Origin of the sequence: Lentilitoribacter sp. Alg239-R112 (assembly GCF_900537175.1) — a bacterium.
In the GTDB taxonomy this organism is placed as follows: Bacteria; Pseudomonadota; Alphaproteobacteria; order Rhizobiales; family Rhizobiaceae; genus Lentilitoribacter.
In genome coordinates, this window is sequence record NZ_LS999833.1 from 1,723,207 (window position 1) to 1,738,824 (window position 15,618).

The window sequence follows — 15,618 nt, forward strand, 5'->3', positions numbered from 1 at the left end:
AATGAAAGCGCTCGTAATAAATCTCAAAACGGCTCCAGAACGCAGAAAGTTCCAGCTATACCAACTTAAAGAGTTAGGCATTGAATTTGAGTTTTCGGATGCAGAGACAGCAAGTAAAGCACCAACACTTCGGTCCGAAGAATATTGGATGACAGGCGTTCGACCACTCAAAGATACAGAGAAAGCATGCCTTATCAGCCATTGGAACTGTTGGAATAAGATAGTAAAAGCCAATGAACCAATGTTAGTCTTGGAGGATGATGCGTTTTTATCAATCAAAACGCCTCAACTCTTACGCGCCATCAAAAACCTTACCGGAATAGATATACTTAATCTTGAAACCAGACATAGACGAGTGTTATTGAAAAAGAGCCCTGAACAATTATCGGGTTTGTACCAACTACTTTTGAATAGAGATGGTGCTGCTGCATACCTTTTGTGGCCAAGCGGGGCACAGAAAATGATAGAAAAAACGAATAGGAAGGCCGGCATCGCTGATGCGATGCTCTGGACAAGCTTTGAACTTCATGCTTACCAGATGAACCCGGCGTTAGCATTACAATCGGACAAATGTGAGAATTATGGAATTTCAAACCCATTGGAAACACGATCATCCATTGCGACCGATGAAATTCACCCGCGCGACAAGCCAAGCGGCCGCTCTGAATACTTCAAGTTCCGTTTCCGGCGTTTCCTAGAACAATTGCATTTAGCACAGCCGATGGTCTTCAACTATTTCAGCTCTGAGAAGAAATATCTTGAAATTGTCAAAGATGATTTTGACTATCTTGCAAAATATAAAGGCTAATCACCACCAACTTGTTCGATCGCGATGGTGAGCCTCCCGCAACCGCTTAAACGCGGTATCTTCGTCCTGTAATCTTAAAAAGATCTCTTCCAAGATTCGGCCTACTATTGGCGTTTTAAACATTTTATTTAACCGCCAGCGCAAATTTCGCAAAGTATCATCGGTACCAACAGCAAAACACGACATACCTCCAAATAACGGCATTAAATTATCGTGCAATTGAGAAATCTTCGCCTCATCATACATCAGGTTTTTCGCATTACTAAGCGTACGTTCGGTCTCATAAACCTTTACAATATTGGCAAGCAATGAACCTTGTATAGCTACAGCCTGTACCGTTGAATCTTCATCATGATCTGCAAATGTTTCGCAAGCCGATACAAGCCATCGCAAATTTAGCTCATTAATCAAAAAAGCACCTTCCTGCTGCCAAAGCTCTACATAAGATGCGTATGTCTTCTGGATTTGAAATTCACGCCTTAGAAGCACAATTAATTTGGCATGGTAGAATAAAAGTTCTGACTGCCCGGAAAACTCGAGACGAAGGTTCTTTAAATGCGCTTCCAAGGATTTATCCGAACCATATGTTTGTTCTGGTTCACCCTCATCAATAACTTGCTTCTTTAACATCATTAGATCGACATTGTCGGATGTACTTCTTACTGCGCCCAAGCGTTTCCTATGCTGATTAATTGAAAAAAATTTTTCAAATCGCGTCTTTTGTCGACGTGCCATATCTTTGGACCCTCATAGATGGGAAGTCTAAACATTCAAACCACAGAAAACTTTGTAAATCACGATCACCGTAAATGCACTTAAAATATGCGCAACACATCATTCTCTCGATAGTTTGATCGCCAAAACCATGATGAACTGTGAGTAAGCAAGATCACCCCCTTGAAACAAAGACCCGGCAGTCACTAAGTATCACAAGCATAAATCATTCTTATTTTCGAAGGAAACCCAATGTCTGACCGTCACGTCCCTGTGTTAATTATTGGATCAGGCCCTGCAGGCTACACAGCTGCAATTTACGCAGCGCGCGCCATGTTAAAGCCTGTCATGATCACAGGCCTTGAACAAGGTGGTCAATTGATGATTACCTCCGAGGTCGAGAACTATCCCGGCTATGCAGATGCCGTACAAGGCCCTTGGATGATGGACCAGATGTTGCAACAAGCCAAAAATGTTGGCTCAGAGATCATAATTGACACAGTTACAGACGTAGACGTCAGTGAAAGACCTTTCAAAGTTTCAACAGACTCGGGCAATAGTTTCACCGCAGATGCCCTTATCATTGCGACAGGTGCGCAAGCTAAATGGCTGGGGCTTCCATCTGAGCAAACCTTTATGGGTGGCGGTGTATCTGCTTGCGCGACCTGTGATGGCTTTTTCTATCGCAATAAACATGTCGCCGTTGTTGGCGGGGGAAATACGGCTGTTGAAGAAGCGCTTTACCTCTCCAACCTTGCCAATAAAGTTACAGTTATTCACCGCAGAGATGAGTTTCGCGCCGAAAAGATATTGCAAGAACGTCTATTTGCAAAAGACAATGTTGAAATCATTTGGGATACTGAAGTTTCTGAAATCACAGGCGATACATCCAAAGCACCTTTGCCTCCATCAGTAACTGGTGTGAATTTGCACAACCGAAAAACAAATGAAGATAGCTCTATAGAAATAGATGGAATTTTCATTGCCATTGGGCATGCCCCTGCGGTTTCTCTATTTGAAGGCAAGTTAAAGCAAAAGCCAAACAAATATCTCTGGACTGCACCAGATTCAACCGCAACGGATGTCGAAGGTGTATTTGCTGCCGGCGATGTGACGGACGATATCTATCGACAAGCAGTTACAGCTGCTGGCATGGGATGTATGGCAGCATTAGAAGCAGAACGTTTCTTGGGTTAAGTAAACTCTCCTCCTTGTTTACATTGATGTTTTTAATTCCTTGTTTATGCTAGCAGAAGATATTGAATTCGTCGGAATCGGGAGGAGCTAGCGGATATGTCGTTAGATTGGGATAAATTGCGGATTTTTCATGCCGCAGCAGAAGCTGGTTCATTTACCCATGCCGCAGATAAACTTCATTTATCTCAATCCGCAATTAGTCGTCAGGTGAGCGCCCTCGAATATGAGGTAGGTTCTAAACTTTTTCATAGGCATGCCCGTGGATTGATTCTGACCGAACAAGGCGAGTTATTATTTCGAACCGCCGATGATGTGCTGCATCAACTTGAAACAGCACGTATGCGCCTTAAAGAAACCAACGACAGACCAAGCGGCAGTCTGCGTGTCACAACAACAGTGGGTTTGGGGCAAGGCTGGCTAACAGGGAACATTCATGAATTCCTATCTGTTTATGAAGATATCCAACTGCAATTATTGCTCGATAATGATGAGATAAATGTAGGCATGCGCAAGGCTGACTGCGCCATTAGACTTCGCCAGCCTCAAGAATCCGACCTTATCCAGCGCAAACTCTTTACCGTGCATTTTCACATCTACGCCTCTCCTCATTACCTCAATAAATATGGCGAGTTAAAATCACTGGAAGATTTAGACAACCATAGAATTATTACGTTTGGTGAACCCGCACCACATTACTTGCTTGAAATGAATTGGCTGGAATCAATTGGGCGCAGCGCTGATAATCCGAGAATTCCCCAACTTCAAATCAATAGCCTGCCAGCTGTCCGCAGAGCCTGCATGCATGGGATAGGATTATCTCTTTTACCCGACTATATGGTTAGCAAATCAGATGGTTTGGTACAGCTTCAAATCAATGCCGATATTCCATCCTTTGATACCTATTTTTGCTATGCAGAAGAGATGAAAAATGTAGCAAAACTCCAAGTCTTCCGTGATTTTCTGGTTGCCAAGGCAAGAAAATGGGAATTCTAAGCATGGTTTTGTGGAAAAAAAATCGTACACAAGGTGATATAAATCACTCAAAAGATTAGATTTTATGCAAGTTACTGCACAGTTATGCGTCAGATGCATGACAGGTATGCAATTCTACTTATTGATATTTTGTTAAGAAAGCCTCATATCACAGTCAGCGAATGCATAAAGATGGTTTCCTCCCAATCCATCGCATGAGCTGTTCCCTCCGAAGGTTCAAACCTTCAATTTTATAAGCCGTGGCGCATGCTACGGCTTTTTTTTGCCTAGAGATAAGGCGTCAGCTTCTTTAAACGGCGATCAATGGCATTAATTTAGGCAACAAAAACGCGCAACACATTGAATGCGCCGCGCGTTATTTGAAATTTAGATATTGCTACTAAGTCAAAGAACCGCAAAAACGTTGAATACGTTTACAGGCTTCTTCCAATAGTTCATCTGATGTTGCATATGAAATTCTAAAGTTTGGACCAAGGCCGAATGCAGAACCATGAACAACGGCTACACCTTCAGCTTCCAACAATTCAGTCACAAAATCTTCGTCAGTTTCAATAATCTTTCCACTTGGTGTTTTCTTGCCAATCAATTCCGCGCATGAAGGATAAACATAAAATGCACCCTCAGGGCTCGGACAATTAATTCCATTTGCTTGATTAAGCATCGATACAACAAGATCTCGGCGACCTTTGAAGATAGCTTTATTCTTCTCAATGAAATCCTGAGGGCCATTTAATGCTTCAACAGCAGCCCATTGCGCGATAGAACACGCACCTGATGTCTGTTGACCCTGGATCATATCCATCGCTTTCACCAACTCAAGCGGACCACCTGCATAACCGATGCGCCAGCCCGTCATAGCATAGGCTTTTGATACACCGTTCATGGTCAATGTTCGTTCATATAGCGAAGGCTCAACTTGCGCAGGCGTTACAAATTCGAAATCATCATAAACAAGATGTTCATACATATCATCCGTCAGGATCCAGACCTGCGGATGACGAACAAGAACATCCGTCAACGCCTTCAACTCATCATGTGAATAAGCACCACCTGATGGGTTACTTGGCGAGTTAAAAATCAGCCACTTAGTTTTAGGTGTTATCGCCGCTTCCAGCGCATCAGCTGTTAACTTAAATTGATTTTCTATTTTTGTTTCAATGGGAACAGGTGTACCACCACAAATCGCCACCATTTCAGGATAGCTAACCCAATAGGGTGCTGGAATAACAACCTCATCGCCCTCATTTAAAGTCGCCATAAATGCGTTAAACAATATCTGCTTACCGCCCGTGCCAACGATAACTTGATTAGGCTCATAGTTGAGACCATTTTCTCGCTTGAATTTCTCGGAAATCGCCTTGCGAAGTTCAGGTATACCGGAGACTGGCGTATATTTCGTCTCGCCTCGGTCGATTGCATCTTTAGCCGCATTCTTAATATTTTCAGGCGTATCGAAATCAGGTTCACCAGCGCCAAGACCGATAACATCGCGTCCAGCAGCTTTTAGTTCGCGTGCTTTTTGCGCCACAGCTATGGTCGCAGAAGGTTTTACTCTAGAGAGGGCATCAGCAAGAAAGGCCATTTTTAGCTCCATATTAAAGTTACGAAGGAGGTATGTCGCACCGTGAAAATTCATGCAAGTTCAAAATCCAATTTGCTGTGAAAATTATTGGAAAATGGCCATTGATTATCCCATGCCACGAAAAGACCACCAAACAACACGCAAAAACCACATTTACGTCGAATTGCTGTCTTTGTTTTGCAAGAAAAGGAAGGTGAAATAAGGAATGGAATAATGGATCAGTTTGTTAAATCTAGTCGCCGGACACAACCAAAACATCAAGCTCGAAAAACAATCGCTTTATCGGCATTTTTTCTTATCGCCATGGCTCTCCTTATGAGCATTGGGAAAACAGATTATCAGGGCGTGAACGAGATTAATTACCCTAATAATTTTGCACAGGCATCATCAGACATTGGTTTGAGCTGATCTGGACGATTAATCCCTACGACACAAATCGCTTTGCCAGATTAGGCAAACCAACCAGCAAACCAAAGCCATAATATTGGTAAGAGCTGGCAAAACTGACCGATAATATTGGGTTCAAAATGAGTCATATAAGCTTACTTCTCCTGTCCTTGCACCTATAATCCAGTTCATCACTTTACATTATTTATCGAATATTCGCTGGTAGCCAATTGCTTCTTGCATTTTGGTTTAGTAGAGCAAGGACTAGTTTATGCGTCAAACTTTGCAAGTGAAGCATCTACCTAGAAAAAATTAAAGAGAAGAATATTTCGACTGGATTATTCTTGCGAACTAACATCTCATTTTTGGAAAGCCTTCTCAATGACACGTCGTAATGCAAACCTTCTTCTCTTGCTTGCAGGTGCCGTATGGGGCATGGGCTTTATTGCGCAATCCACCGCAATGGATGATATCGGACCATACACATTCGTTGGTGCGCGATTTGTAATTGCAAGTATCGTATTACTTCCGCTCGCAATTTATGAAAGTAAACGCGCGACACGAAAACTTCCTGTAATAGCCTACCTGCAATTCATTATAATCGGTGCAGTGCTTTTTGCAGCTATGGCATTGCAACAGGTTGGACTTTTAACCACCACTGTTACCAATTCAGGGGTTCTGACCGGTCTTTATGTAGTTATTGTTCCAATTCTAGCATTACTCATCTTTAGAGAGATTCCCCACTATATTATATGGCCCAGTGTTGTTTTAACATTCTCCGGTATTTTCCTGCTCTCCGGAGGGCATTTATCCGCACTCACAAAAGGAGATATACTCACAATCATGTGCGCTGTTGGAAATGCATTGCAGGTAATATTGATTACAAGATACGTAATCAAATATGCCCGTCCACTGACCTTCAGCTTTATGCAATTTGCAACAATTGCCATACTGGGAAGCATCTCTGGGCTTGGGTTTGAAACCACCGAAATGACATCCCTGCTCCCAGCTTTGCCCGAAATTCTCTATGCAGGGATTTTTTCAAGTGCCCTGGCATTTACAATTCAGGCAGTTGCGCAGAGATATACAACCGCCCCTCAAACAGCCATATTCATGTCATCAGAGGTCTTGTTTGCAGCATTATTTGGCGCGATACTTCTTGGTGAACGCATTCCGGCAATCGGATATTTAGGTGGGCTGTTGATTTTCACAGCCATGATATTAACGGAAACTATTCCACACATAAAACGCAAAGTATTGACCAGCTAAATTCGTTCATCTTTCATTCAGGTTGGATTTTGTAATGTGACACCATGTTTAAAAATAAGATGCAGCAATGCATTAACTAAGGTGTCAATCATGAAGAAACTTATCAATTCATTTGTTATCGCAGCCAGTATTGCAGCCATCAGCGCTACATCCGTTTCAACTGCACAAGCACACGATATATATGTGCAACATCATCATCATAAACATGTTCAAAGAAATAATAATTCTGATGATGCCATTGTTTGGGGTATTCTTGGGCTTGCTGCCGGCGCCATTATTGCAGGCTCTGTGAACAACCAGCAGTCACATCGCCGTGTAGTTACGCCTCAGCGCCATTATCCTGGTGCAAATCATTATCCTCAGGCCCCGCGCCATTCTTATAGACAAAAGCGTAGGTATCAACATAGCCGACACACAGGAGGATATGAGCCTTGGACAAAAGGATGGTACAATTATTGCGACAATAGATATCGCTCATTTAACCCACGTACAGGTACTTTCCGCGGTTACGATGGTCGAGATCACTTCTGTGTGGCAAGATAAACTGAAATTAAAGACCGGTTAGGAATGGATTACTCTTCCGTTCCTGACCAATTTGACCGCCAGGTCCATGGCCACATATAAAACCAACGCCATCACCAAGAGGAAACAATTTTTCCTTTATTGATTTTAAAAGTTGCTCATGATTTCCACCAGGCAGATCGGTCCTGCCAATGGATCCAGCAAATACTACATCACCAACATGCGCAAATTGCTGCGCTCTATTAAAGAAAATCACATGCCCAGGCGCATGGCCAGGGCAATGATAAACTTCAAACTCATGCCCTGCAAAAGAAACTCTATCACCTTCATTGAGCCATTGGTTCCGCGTTACATTTCTAACAGCCATGTCGACGCCAAACATTTTAGCTTGCTCTTCTAATCCTGATAACAAAGGTACATCATCTTTATGTGGCCCAATAATCTCTACATCGAGAATATCTTTGAGCTCCTCCGCTCCCCCAGCATGATCGATGTGACCATGTGTTAACCAGATCTCGGTTATAGACAGTCCTTTGTTTTCAATAGCTTCGATAATGGCCGACACATCTCCACCAGGGTCAATCACAACGCCTTTCTTCTGATCTTGATCAAATAAGATAGTACAATTCTGCTGAAAAGGAGTAACGGGAACAATGATGGCTTGGAGACTTGTCATGATTTCTTTCAATCTTACGAGATGGATGCTTCATTGCCTGAAGCAAATACGTCTTTGCCTTACTTACTATTCATGTACAATATGAACAAGCAATAGGGATTAGTACATAGGGGAAAAATATGGAATCATTATTACCTATCATTATACAATTTGTAACAGGTGTAATCGCCGGAAATTCGGTAAGCTCGATCCTAAAACAAACTGCACTTGGCCCTATTGGTCGAACTTTAGCAGGAGCAATCGGCGGTGTTGGCGGCACGTTTATTCTCGGCTTGCTTGGAGGCGGAGATCTTACAAGTGCCATGGGTGCTTTGGCGGGCAGTGCCGTCAGCGGTGCAGCAGGTGGCGCGATTATGTCCGGTGGTCTAGGCGCGATACTTGGAATGCTCAAAAAATAAAAAAGGCAGCTAATGCCGCCTTTTCGATTGAATAGCAATCTTCCACTACTTAGCTAGGTGTGACTTCTTTCGTGTAGTCTTCCATCAAAGTTTTGATGATGTCACCAACAACAAATTTATAAGACCCAATCTCAGATACTGGTGTCACTTCCGCAGCGGTTCCTGTTAGGAAACAACCTTCGAATCCCTCCATTTCTTCTGGAAGAATGGCGCGTTCGGTAACCTTGATGCCACGCTTTTTTGCCAAATCAATAATCGTTTGGCGTGTAATACCGTTTAAGAAACAATCAGGATCAGGTGTTATGATCTCTCCATCTTTGATGAAGAAGACATTTGCACCTGTTGCTTCCGCAACACGTCCACGCCAATCAAGCATCAATGCATCAGTATAACCTTCCGATTCTGCCTTATGTTTTGACAATGTGCAGATCATATAAAGGCCCGCAGCTTTCGCAAAACTTGGTATCGTTCTCGGGTCAGGACGACAATATTCGGCCATTCCGAGACGCAAACCCTTTAATCGTTCTTCCGGGTCAAAATAACTCGGCCATGCCCAAACAGCGATCGCCAAATTAATTTTGTTAGATTGGGCTGAAATACCCATCATTTCAGAGCCACGCCATGCAATTGGGCGGATATATGCATCAGTTAAACCCTGGCGTTTCAATGTCGCAATGCAAGCCTCATCGATCTCGTCAGCCGTGTAAGGGATTTCAAAACCAAGATACTCAGCTGATTTAATCAAACGGTCCGTATGTTGGCGAAGTTTAAAAATCTCACCACCATATGCGCGCTCACCTTCAAAGACGGAACTCGCATAGTGAAGACCATGTGTCAGCACATGCACTTTCGCATCCCGCCAATCAACAAATTCACCATTATACCAAATTTCGCCATCAAGTTGATCAAACGATTTGGAAGCCATGACATTCTCTCCGGCACGTAGCCATAATATAAATCCGATCCAAATTGGACCGGATAATTTCATTTCCTAAGACATATTCTGAGATTTAGCACAAAAAACAGTCTCAATTGCTGAGTTGAGATTAACAATCATGCAAAATTGTGTCAATAAGGCTGACATATTTAAACGCATCCGGAGTCCGCTGATGTCTGATATGCCCGATCAGGACCTTAAAATAGATTATGAAGTAATTGAAGGTTTGTTTTTTGCCTATCAAAGTTTTGTCTCTGATCCTGATATACTTCTAAAACAATTCAAATTTGGCCGTGCCCATCATAGGGTCATCCATTTTGTACATCGCAAACCCGGACTAACCGTTGCCGAACTGCTTGAAATTCTGCAAATAACCAAGCAAAGCCTCGCTAAAGTTTTAAAGCAGTTGATCGAAACGGGTTATATCAGCCAAGAAACCAATTCTGATGATCGCAGGCAACGGCACCTATATGTAACACAAAATGGACAAAAACTTGCTCTAACCCTCTCGCAGCAACAATCAAAACGAATCTCACTTGCTTTGAAAGATATGAAACCAGAAGATAGACAGGCAGTCCTGAAATTTCTGAACGGCATGATCGATAAGTAAATGGGAGTTACCGAGGTGGCGACAATGGATGCAGAGCTCATAGAAGACAGCGCAAAACATATTCTGGTAGTGGATGATGATACAAGAATTCGCGACCTACTACGCCGTTATCTCAGCACGAGTGGCTTTCGTGTAACAACGGCCTCAGATGCCGAACAAGCGCGTGGCAAGTTACGCGGAATGGATTTTGATCTTCTTGTCGTGGACATCATGATGCCCGGAGAAAGTGGATTATCTCTTACTAAATCTCTCAACCATATCAAAGATGTACCCATCTTAATGCTCACAGCACTTTCAGAAGTTGAATCAAGAATTGAAGGACTTGAGGCAGGCGCAGACGATTATTTGGGCAAGCCATTTGATCCAAAAGAGCTCGTCTTACGCATCAACTCGATACTGAAAAGACAGACATCTACAAATGAACCGGCAATTCAACAAATCATGTTTGGTCCATATACATTTGTTATTGAAACACGTGAGTTGAAAAAGGAAGGTGATCCAATACACCTTACAGATCGCGAAAAAGAATTGATGACAATATTCTCCAAAAAACCAGGAGAAACCGTTGAGAGAACAGATCTTTCCGGCGATGGGGAGACAATTGGCGATAGGACAATTGATGTTCAAATCAATCGTCTTAGACGGCGAATTGAAACCAATCCTGCAGAACCGGTCTGGTTACAAACAGTGCGCGGCGTGGGTTATCGATTGTGCGTTGAATAGAATAGCCTGTTTTCCTCACGCCAAAGTCAGGTTATAGCTATCTTGGTCTATAATTTTGGCGAGAGATAAATGGCAAGTGTTGAGTCCATAAGGCGTGAATATGAAAGATATCCCCCAACAGGTATCCGAAAATATACCCGCTGGTTCCGTAAACGCGTACCAACAGGCCTTTACGCCAGATCACTGCTCATCATCATTGTTCCTATGGTTCTGCTTCAATCGGTGATAGCTTTTGTTTTTATGGAACGCCACTGGCAAACCGTAACCCAACGTCTCTCGACTGCTGTTACACGTGATATTGCTGGCATTGTAGATATTCTGGAAACCTACCCACAAGATGAAGGTTATGAGAGCATCATTCGGATCGCGCGTGATCGCCTGGATCTAAATATATCCATTGAAACAGGAGGCACCCTTCCTCCGCCACGTCCCAAACCTTTTTTCTCCATTCTCGACGAGATTTTAAGTGAAGAAATAACCAAGCAAGTCCAGCTTCCCTTTTGGATAGATACGGTTGGAAATTCAAATCTGGTGGAGATCAGAGTTCAACTCGACGGGAAAGTGCTTCAAATTTTTGCACGGCGCAGTCAGGCCTATGCGTCAAATACGCATATCTTCCTATTATGGATGGTCGGTACATCGCTGGTGATGTTATTGATATCCATTCTATTCCTGCGGGGGCAAATACGCCCCATCTTAAGGCTTGCCGATGCAGCGGAAAGATTTGGTAAAGGCCAACCAACGCCCGAAGGTTTTAAACCACGAGGTGCGGATGAGGTTCGGCGCGCGGGCCTTGCATTCATTCGTATGCGCGAGCGTATCGAACGCCAGATCGAACAAAGAACAGCAATGCTTTCGGGTGTCAGCCATGACTTGCGAACTATTCTAACAAGATTTCGCCTCCAACTCGCACTATTGGGTGATGATCCCGAGGTTAAGAACCTAGATCAAGACGTCAATGATATGCAGTCTATGCTTGAGGGTTATCTTGCTTTTGCCAAAGGCGAGGCTGAAGAGGATGTTGGCGAAATTGATCTAAATGAATTACTCGAAAAACTAAAACACGATGGCCAACTATTAAGCAGAGATGTGAAAATTAAACTCTCTGGAGTTAAGAAGGCGGAAATGCGACCCAACGCATTTGGTCGTGTAATCAACAACCTCTTCTCAAATGCCTGTCGTTACGGAAAACATATCGAAGTTTCAATTCACTGTGATGACAATTGGCTAGTCGCCACGTTTGATGATGATGGTCCTGGTATTCCGGAGGAAGCGCGTGAAGATGTGTTCCGCCCCTTTTTCAGATTGGATGAGGCACGAAACCAGGATGAACAAGGCACTGGTCTTGGTCTATCGATTGCGCGAGACATTGCACGGGGACATGGCGGTGATATATTATTAGCAAACAGCCAATTAGGCGGCTTAAAAGCAACACTACGACTGCCTGTCTAGCTGACTATAATAACCGCTCGCCATTTGGAACAGGTTTATCCGTATTGGCTAGCACAATGGCACCGCTATCATCTGCAAAACCAAGTGTCAGTACTTCTGACATGAAGGGCCCAATCTGACGTGGCGGAAAGTTCACCACACCCAACACCTGCCGACCAACAAGTTGCTCTGGACTATAATGAACGGTGATTTGTGCAGATGTTTTCTTTATGCCGATTTCATCGCCAAAATCGATTTTCATCTTGATGGCAGGTTTGCGTGCTTCAGGAAACGGCGTGGCTTCAATCACCGTCCCGATACGAATATCTACTTTTTCAAAATCAGACCATGAAATTTCGTTACTCATTGTTTAGCAAGTTCCTCAGATCTTAATTTCGCAGCTGCAATCGCAGCATCAAACAACTTCTGCATACCTTCATTTGCCATCAATACAGATAATGCAGCTGCCGTTGTTCCGCCAGGTGAGGTCACATTTTCGCGCAAAACATTTGCGGCATCTTCTGATTGACGCATCAACTCACCAGCGCCAGACACGGTCTCACGCGCCAATTGCATTGCAATTTCATGATCCAAGCCAGCCTTACAACCAGCTTCTGCCATACATTCTGCGAGCAAAAAGACGTATGCAGGACCGCTACCTGATACCGCTGTCACCGCATCAATTTGCTCTTCATTGTCTAGCCAGACAACCGGGCCACAAACTTCAAGTAACTTTGTAATTTCTTCACGTGAATTCGTAGAAACACCATCTTCCGCTGCAATTCCTGTGATGCCGCGCCCAACCATTGCCGGTGTATTTGGCATTGCCCTGACGATTTTTCCGGATGGCAGAAATAATTTCATTTTGGAAATAGTCGTACCTGCGGCAATACTTACGATCAACGTATCATCATCCACACCGGAAACAAAGTTTGGAAGAACATTCTCCATCATCTGGGGTTTTATAGCGACCATCAAAATAGAAGCGATCATATCGTCAGGCATTGCAGCGCCGTGCCGGATAGAATGCTTATCGAGATATTGCTGAAGCTCTGACGACAATCCTGGGTCTGACACATAGATAGTGGCAGGATCTATATCGCTCTTAACCCATCCTCGCAAAATAGCGCCACCCATATTACCTGCGCCAACAAGAACAAGTGGTCTATCTGGCGACATTAGGCTTGCCCTTGCGTCTCAAACATCACGAGATCCAAAGCTTGTCTCGGCGCCATCCCAGACCACACAACGAACTGAAATGCTTGAAAATAAGATTCACACGCTTCCACAGCACCCGAAAGCAAAACTTCAACTTGCTGGTTCGTAGGTTCGGCACCACCCGAAAGTAGAAGCGACTGACGAAAAATTACAACGCCATCTTTTGCCCAAATATCAAAGTGGCCCATTAGAATTTGCCCATTGATTAGAGATAGCAACTTTAGCAACTCATCTGAACGATGTTCGGGGACATTAAAGTCAAATGCGCAAGCCAAATGAACAGCTTCCAGGTCTTCCATCCAAGAGAATGAAACCTGATAATTCGCCCAGTCACCTTCGACAATCATGGCTATTTCATCATCGCCTGAACGTTCAAACGACCAATCATTATTGGCAGCTACAAATTCGATCATGTCGACCGGATTTGAATGACGTTCGATATCTATTTCGACCAGCTCCATGCCAATACCCCGTACTTTCTAAAGCCCTTCAAAACCTGCAAGGACTATAAATTCAACTAATTCTCATCATGTTCATTTGAATTCTGAACCAGTAAACATTTGTGAAGCTTACCGAACAGCATTCCGAATCATCCATATGAATCAGTGTATAAGAGCGGATTCACGATGCCATCCCCTTACATTGATTTTTCTGGTGATAGAATTTTTGAGGGTTGTGAATTAGATTCCACAAGGGCTGATAACCGACTCTGGAATAAGGGTTTTTTGCCGGTATGATTCCACTCACAGTCTGTGGAAAAAAATTATGTATAAATTAGAAATGATATCTGCTTGACGATTAGTCAGCAGTTTTAGATGCCTTAGCAGAAGATCGTGTTGTTGTTTTTTTGGCCAGTTGCTTTTCCAAAATCTCAATACGCGAGTTCAAAGCATCATTTTCATCTCGAGCTTTAATTGCCATTTCGCGAACAACTTCAAACTCTTCGCGTTTGACTAGATCAGCACTGTTAATAAAACGTTCGAACTGACTTTGAAAAGCAGTTTCCATTTCTCGCCGAACGCCTTGTGCGGCACCAGCAGCATCCGTCATAAGTTTAGCAAACTCATCAAATACTCGATTAGGACCTTGTGTCATGTTCAATACCTCACAGATGATTGGATCTAACTTACCATTAACTCATGTAAATTAAGTAGGCTTTAGCCTGCTTTTTTTCAAGTCCCACCCAATGGACAAATAGGCGCAAGCAATACAGTCTTCACCTTCACCGCGCCACAATGTATAGACATTATCCAAGCACGCAGATAATGCGGCATTTTATTACAACAACCATCCCAAGGTAACTTAATTTGGACCAGTACTTGCAGCTATTTTCGATCCTTACATTCCCGGATATAGATCCGATCATTTTTTCCATCGGCCCATTTGATGTACGTTGGTATGGGCTTGCTTATGTTTGCGGAATTTTGCTTGGCTGGATCTATGCAAAGGCACTGGCGTCCAAAGCTGACCTATGGCCAAACAATAAAGCACCGATGACAATTATAGATTTGGATGATTTTATTCTGTGGGCAGCCATAGGCATCGTCGCGGGCGGCCGCATCGGCTACATTTTATTCTATGATCTATCGGCTGTCATGCGATCACCTACCAGAGCCTTTCAGGTCTGGAATGGCGGGATGTCTTTCCATGGCGGGTTACTGGGAACACTGGCAGCTATGATTTTGTTCGCAAAGTTGCGAAAAATAAACATGTGGCACCTGTTTGATGTCGTATGTGCGGCAGCACCGATAGGAATTTTCTTCGGGCGTATATCAAATTTTATCAATGGTGAATTATGGGGCAGATTGTCTGGCGTACCTTGGGCATTTGTATTTCCTGATGGTGGTCCCTTCGCACGCCACCCCTCCCAACTTTATGAAGCGATTTTAGAAGGCATCATATTGTTTGTGGTATTGGCCATACTAGCATGGAATATGAAAATGCTCCGTAAACCTGGATTTATTGCTGGGACATTTTTAGCCCTTTATGCTTGCTCCCGCATATTTGTAGAATTTTTCAGAGAACCCGATGCGCATATCGGTTTTTTACTGGGCCAATGGCTGACCATGGGAATGCTTCTTTCGCTGCCATTACTTGCAGTTGGTATGTGGAGTATGATAACTGCCAGCAAACGTGCAAAATTTATTGAATAA

19 protein-coding genes are annotated in these 15,618 nt (G+C 43.4%); 11 read left to right on the forward strand and 8 right to left on the reverse strand.

The features are described 5' to 3' along the window. Window position 1 precedes the first annotated feature (1 nt). Complete coding sequence (locus G3W54_RS08660; protein ID WP_162652671.1) at window positions 2–808, forward strand: glycosyltransferase family 25 protein; 807 nt, start codon at window positions 2–4, stop codon at window positions 806–808. Here the strand turns inward: G3W54_RS08660 and G3W54_RS08665 are convergent, their stop codons facing one another. Next, the gene (locus G3W54_RS08665; protein ID WP_197742809.1) at window positions 809–1,543 is read right to left on the reverse strand and encodes a hypothetical protein; all 735 of its coding nucleotides are present in this window, start codon (window positions 1,541–1,543) and stop codon (window positions 809–811) included. It abuts the gene before it with no gap. A 231-nt stretch (window positions 1,544–1,774) separates the two neighbouring features. Here G3W54_RS08665 and trxB point away from each other — a divergent pair, with 231 nt between their 5' ends. Both trxB and G3W54_RS08675 read left to right on the forward strand, forming a co-directional pair. Next, window positions 1,775–2,719 (forward strand): thioredoxin-disulfide reductase, encoded by a 945-nt coding sequence (gene trxB, locus G3W54_RS08670; protein WP_162652672.1) that lies wholly within the window; start codon window positions 1,775–1,777, stop codon window positions 2,717–2,719. A gap of 96 nt (window positions 2,720–2,815) precedes the next feature. Further along, the gene (locus G3W54_RS08675; protein ID WP_162652673.1) at window positions 2,816–3,712 is read left to right on the forward strand and encodes a LysR family transcriptional regulator; all 897 of its coding nucleotides are present in this window, start codon (window positions 2,816–2,818) and stop codon (window positions 3,710–3,712) included. Between the two features lie 379 nt (window positions 3,713–4,091). On the opposite strand, the gene G3W54_RS08680 is transcribed toward G3W54_RS08675, so the two are convergent. After that, window positions 4,092–5,294 carry a pyridoxal phosphate-dependent aminotransferase gene (locus tag G3W54_RS08680; protein WP_162652674.1) on the reverse strand — a complete coding sequence of 401 codons (1,203 nt, stop codon included), beginning with the start codon at window positions 5,292–5,294 and terminating at the stop codon, window positions 4,092–4,094. 213 nt (window positions 5,295–5,507) lie between these two features. On the opposite strand from G3W54_RS08680, the gene G3W54_RS08685 reads away from it, so the two are divergent. From G3W54_RS08685 to G3W54_RS08695, 3 genes are all read left to right on the forward strand, one after another. Next, a complete protein-coding gene (locus tag G3W54_RS08685) occupies window positions 5,508–5,702 on the forward strand; it encodes a hypothetical protein (protein ID WP_162652675.1) in 195 nt (64 codons plus the stop codon). Window positions 5,703–6,062: 360 nt separating this feature from the next. Continuing rightward, window positions 6,063–6,950: a DMT family transporter gene (locus G3W54_RS08690; protein WP_162652676.1), complete on the forward strand. Its 888-nt coding sequence runs from the start codon at window positions 6,063–6,065 to the stop codon at window positions 6,948–6,950. 90 nt (window positions 6,951–7,040) lie between these two features. Further along, window positions 7,041–7,493 (forward strand): BA14K family protein, encoded by a 453-nt coding sequence (locus G3W54_RS08695; protein WP_162652677.1) that lies wholly within the window; start codon window positions 7,041–7,043, stop codon window positions 7,491–7,493. Between the two features lie 7 nt (window positions 7,494–7,500). Here the strand turns inward: G3W54_RS08695 and G3W54_RS08700 are convergent, their stop codons facing one another. After that, window positions 7,501–8,148 (reverse strand): MBL fold metallo-hydrolase, encoded by a 648-nt coding sequence (locus G3W54_RS08700; protein ID WP_162652678.1) that lies wholly within the window; start codon window positions 8,146–8,148, stop codon window positions 7,501–7,503. A gap of 119 nt (window positions 8,149–8,267) precedes the next feature. On the opposite strand from G3W54_RS08700, the gene G3W54_RS08705 reads away from it, so the two are divergent. Next, window positions 8,268–8,546: a hypothetical protein gene (locus G3W54_RS08705; protein ID WP_162652679.1), complete on the forward strand. Its 279-nt coding sequence runs from the start codon at window positions 8,268–8,270 to the stop codon at window positions 8,544–8,546. A 49-nt stretch (window positions 8,547–8,595) separates the two neighbouring features. On the opposite strand, the gene G3W54_RS08710 is transcribed toward G3W54_RS08705, so the two are convergent. Continuing rightward, window positions 8,596–9,471 (reverse strand): branched-chain amino acid aminotransferase, encoded by an 876-nt coding sequence (locus tag G3W54_RS08710; RefSeq protein WP_162652680.1) that lies wholly within the window; start codon window positions 9,469–9,471, stop codon window positions 8,596–8,598. Between the two features lie 193 nt (window positions 9,472–9,664). Here G3W54_RS08710 and G3W54_RS08715 point away from each other — a divergent pair, with 193 nt between their 5' ends. The 3 genes from G3W54_RS08715 to G3W54_RS08725 all read left to right on the forward strand — a co-directional run bounded on the left by G3W54_RS08715 (window position 9,665) and on the right by G3W54_RS08725 (window position 12,268). Beyond that, window positions 9,665–10,093, forward strand: coding sequence for a MarR family transcriptional regulator (locus G3W54_RS08715; RefSeq protein ID WP_162653628.1), 429 nt, complete (start codon window positions 9,665–9,667; stop codon window positions 10,091–10,093). 24 nt (window positions 10,094–10,117) lie between these two features. Next, window positions 10,118–10,816 (forward strand): response regulator transcription factor, encoded by a 699-nt coding sequence (locus G3W54_RS08720; RefSeq protein WP_162652681.1) that lies wholly within the window; start codon window positions 10,118–10,120, stop codon window positions 10,814–10,816. A 69-nt stretch (window positions 10,817–10,885) separates the two neighbouring features. Then, a complete protein-coding gene (locus tag G3W54_RS08725) occupies window positions 10,886–12,268 on the forward strand; it encodes an ATP-binding protein (RefSeq protein ID WP_162652682.1) in 1,383 nt (460 codons plus the stop codon). 4 nt (window positions 12,269–12,272) lie between these two features. Here G3W54_RS08725 and G3W54_RS08730 read toward each other — a convergent pair whose 3' ends face one another. From G3W54_RS08730 to G3W54_RS08745, 4 genes are all read right to left on the reverse strand, one after another. Then, a complete protein-coding gene (locus G3W54_RS08730; RefSeq protein WP_162652683.1) occupies window positions 12,273–12,614 on the reverse strand; it encodes a tRNA-binding protein in 342 nt (113 codons plus the stop codon). Then, window positions 12,611–13,426 carry a pyrroline-5-carboxylate reductase gene (gene proC, locus G3W54_RS08735; RefSeq protein ID WP_162652684.1) on the reverse strand — a complete coding sequence of 272 codons (816 nt, stop codon included), beginning with the start codon at window positions 13,424–13,426 and terminating at the stop codon, window positions 12,611–12,613. The genes G3W54_RS08730 and proC overlap by 4 nt, the downstream gene beginning before the upstream one ends. Continuing rightward, window positions 13,426–13,926 (reverse strand): YbjN domain-containing protein, encoded by a 501-nt coding sequence (locus tag G3W54_RS08740; protein WP_162652685.1) that lies wholly within the window; start codon window positions 13,924–13,926, stop codon window positions 13,426–13,428. The genes proC and G3W54_RS08740 overlap by 1 nt, the downstream gene beginning before the upstream one ends. A 337-nt stretch (window positions 13,927–14,263) precedes the next feature. After that, window positions 14,264–14,560, reverse strand: coding sequence for an accessory factor UbiK family protein (locus tag G3W54_RS08745; RefSeq protein WP_162652686.1), 297 nt, complete (start codon window positions 14,558–14,560; stop codon window positions 14,264–14,266). Between the two features lie 224 nt (window positions 14,561–14,784). Here G3W54_RS08745 and lgt point away from each other — a divergent pair, with 224 nt between their 5' ends. Then, a complete protein-coding gene (lgt, locus tag G3W54_RS08750; RefSeq protein WP_244627865.1) occupies window positions 14,785–15,618 on the forward strand; it encodes a prolipoprotein diacylglyceryl transferase in 834 nt (277 codons plus the stop codon).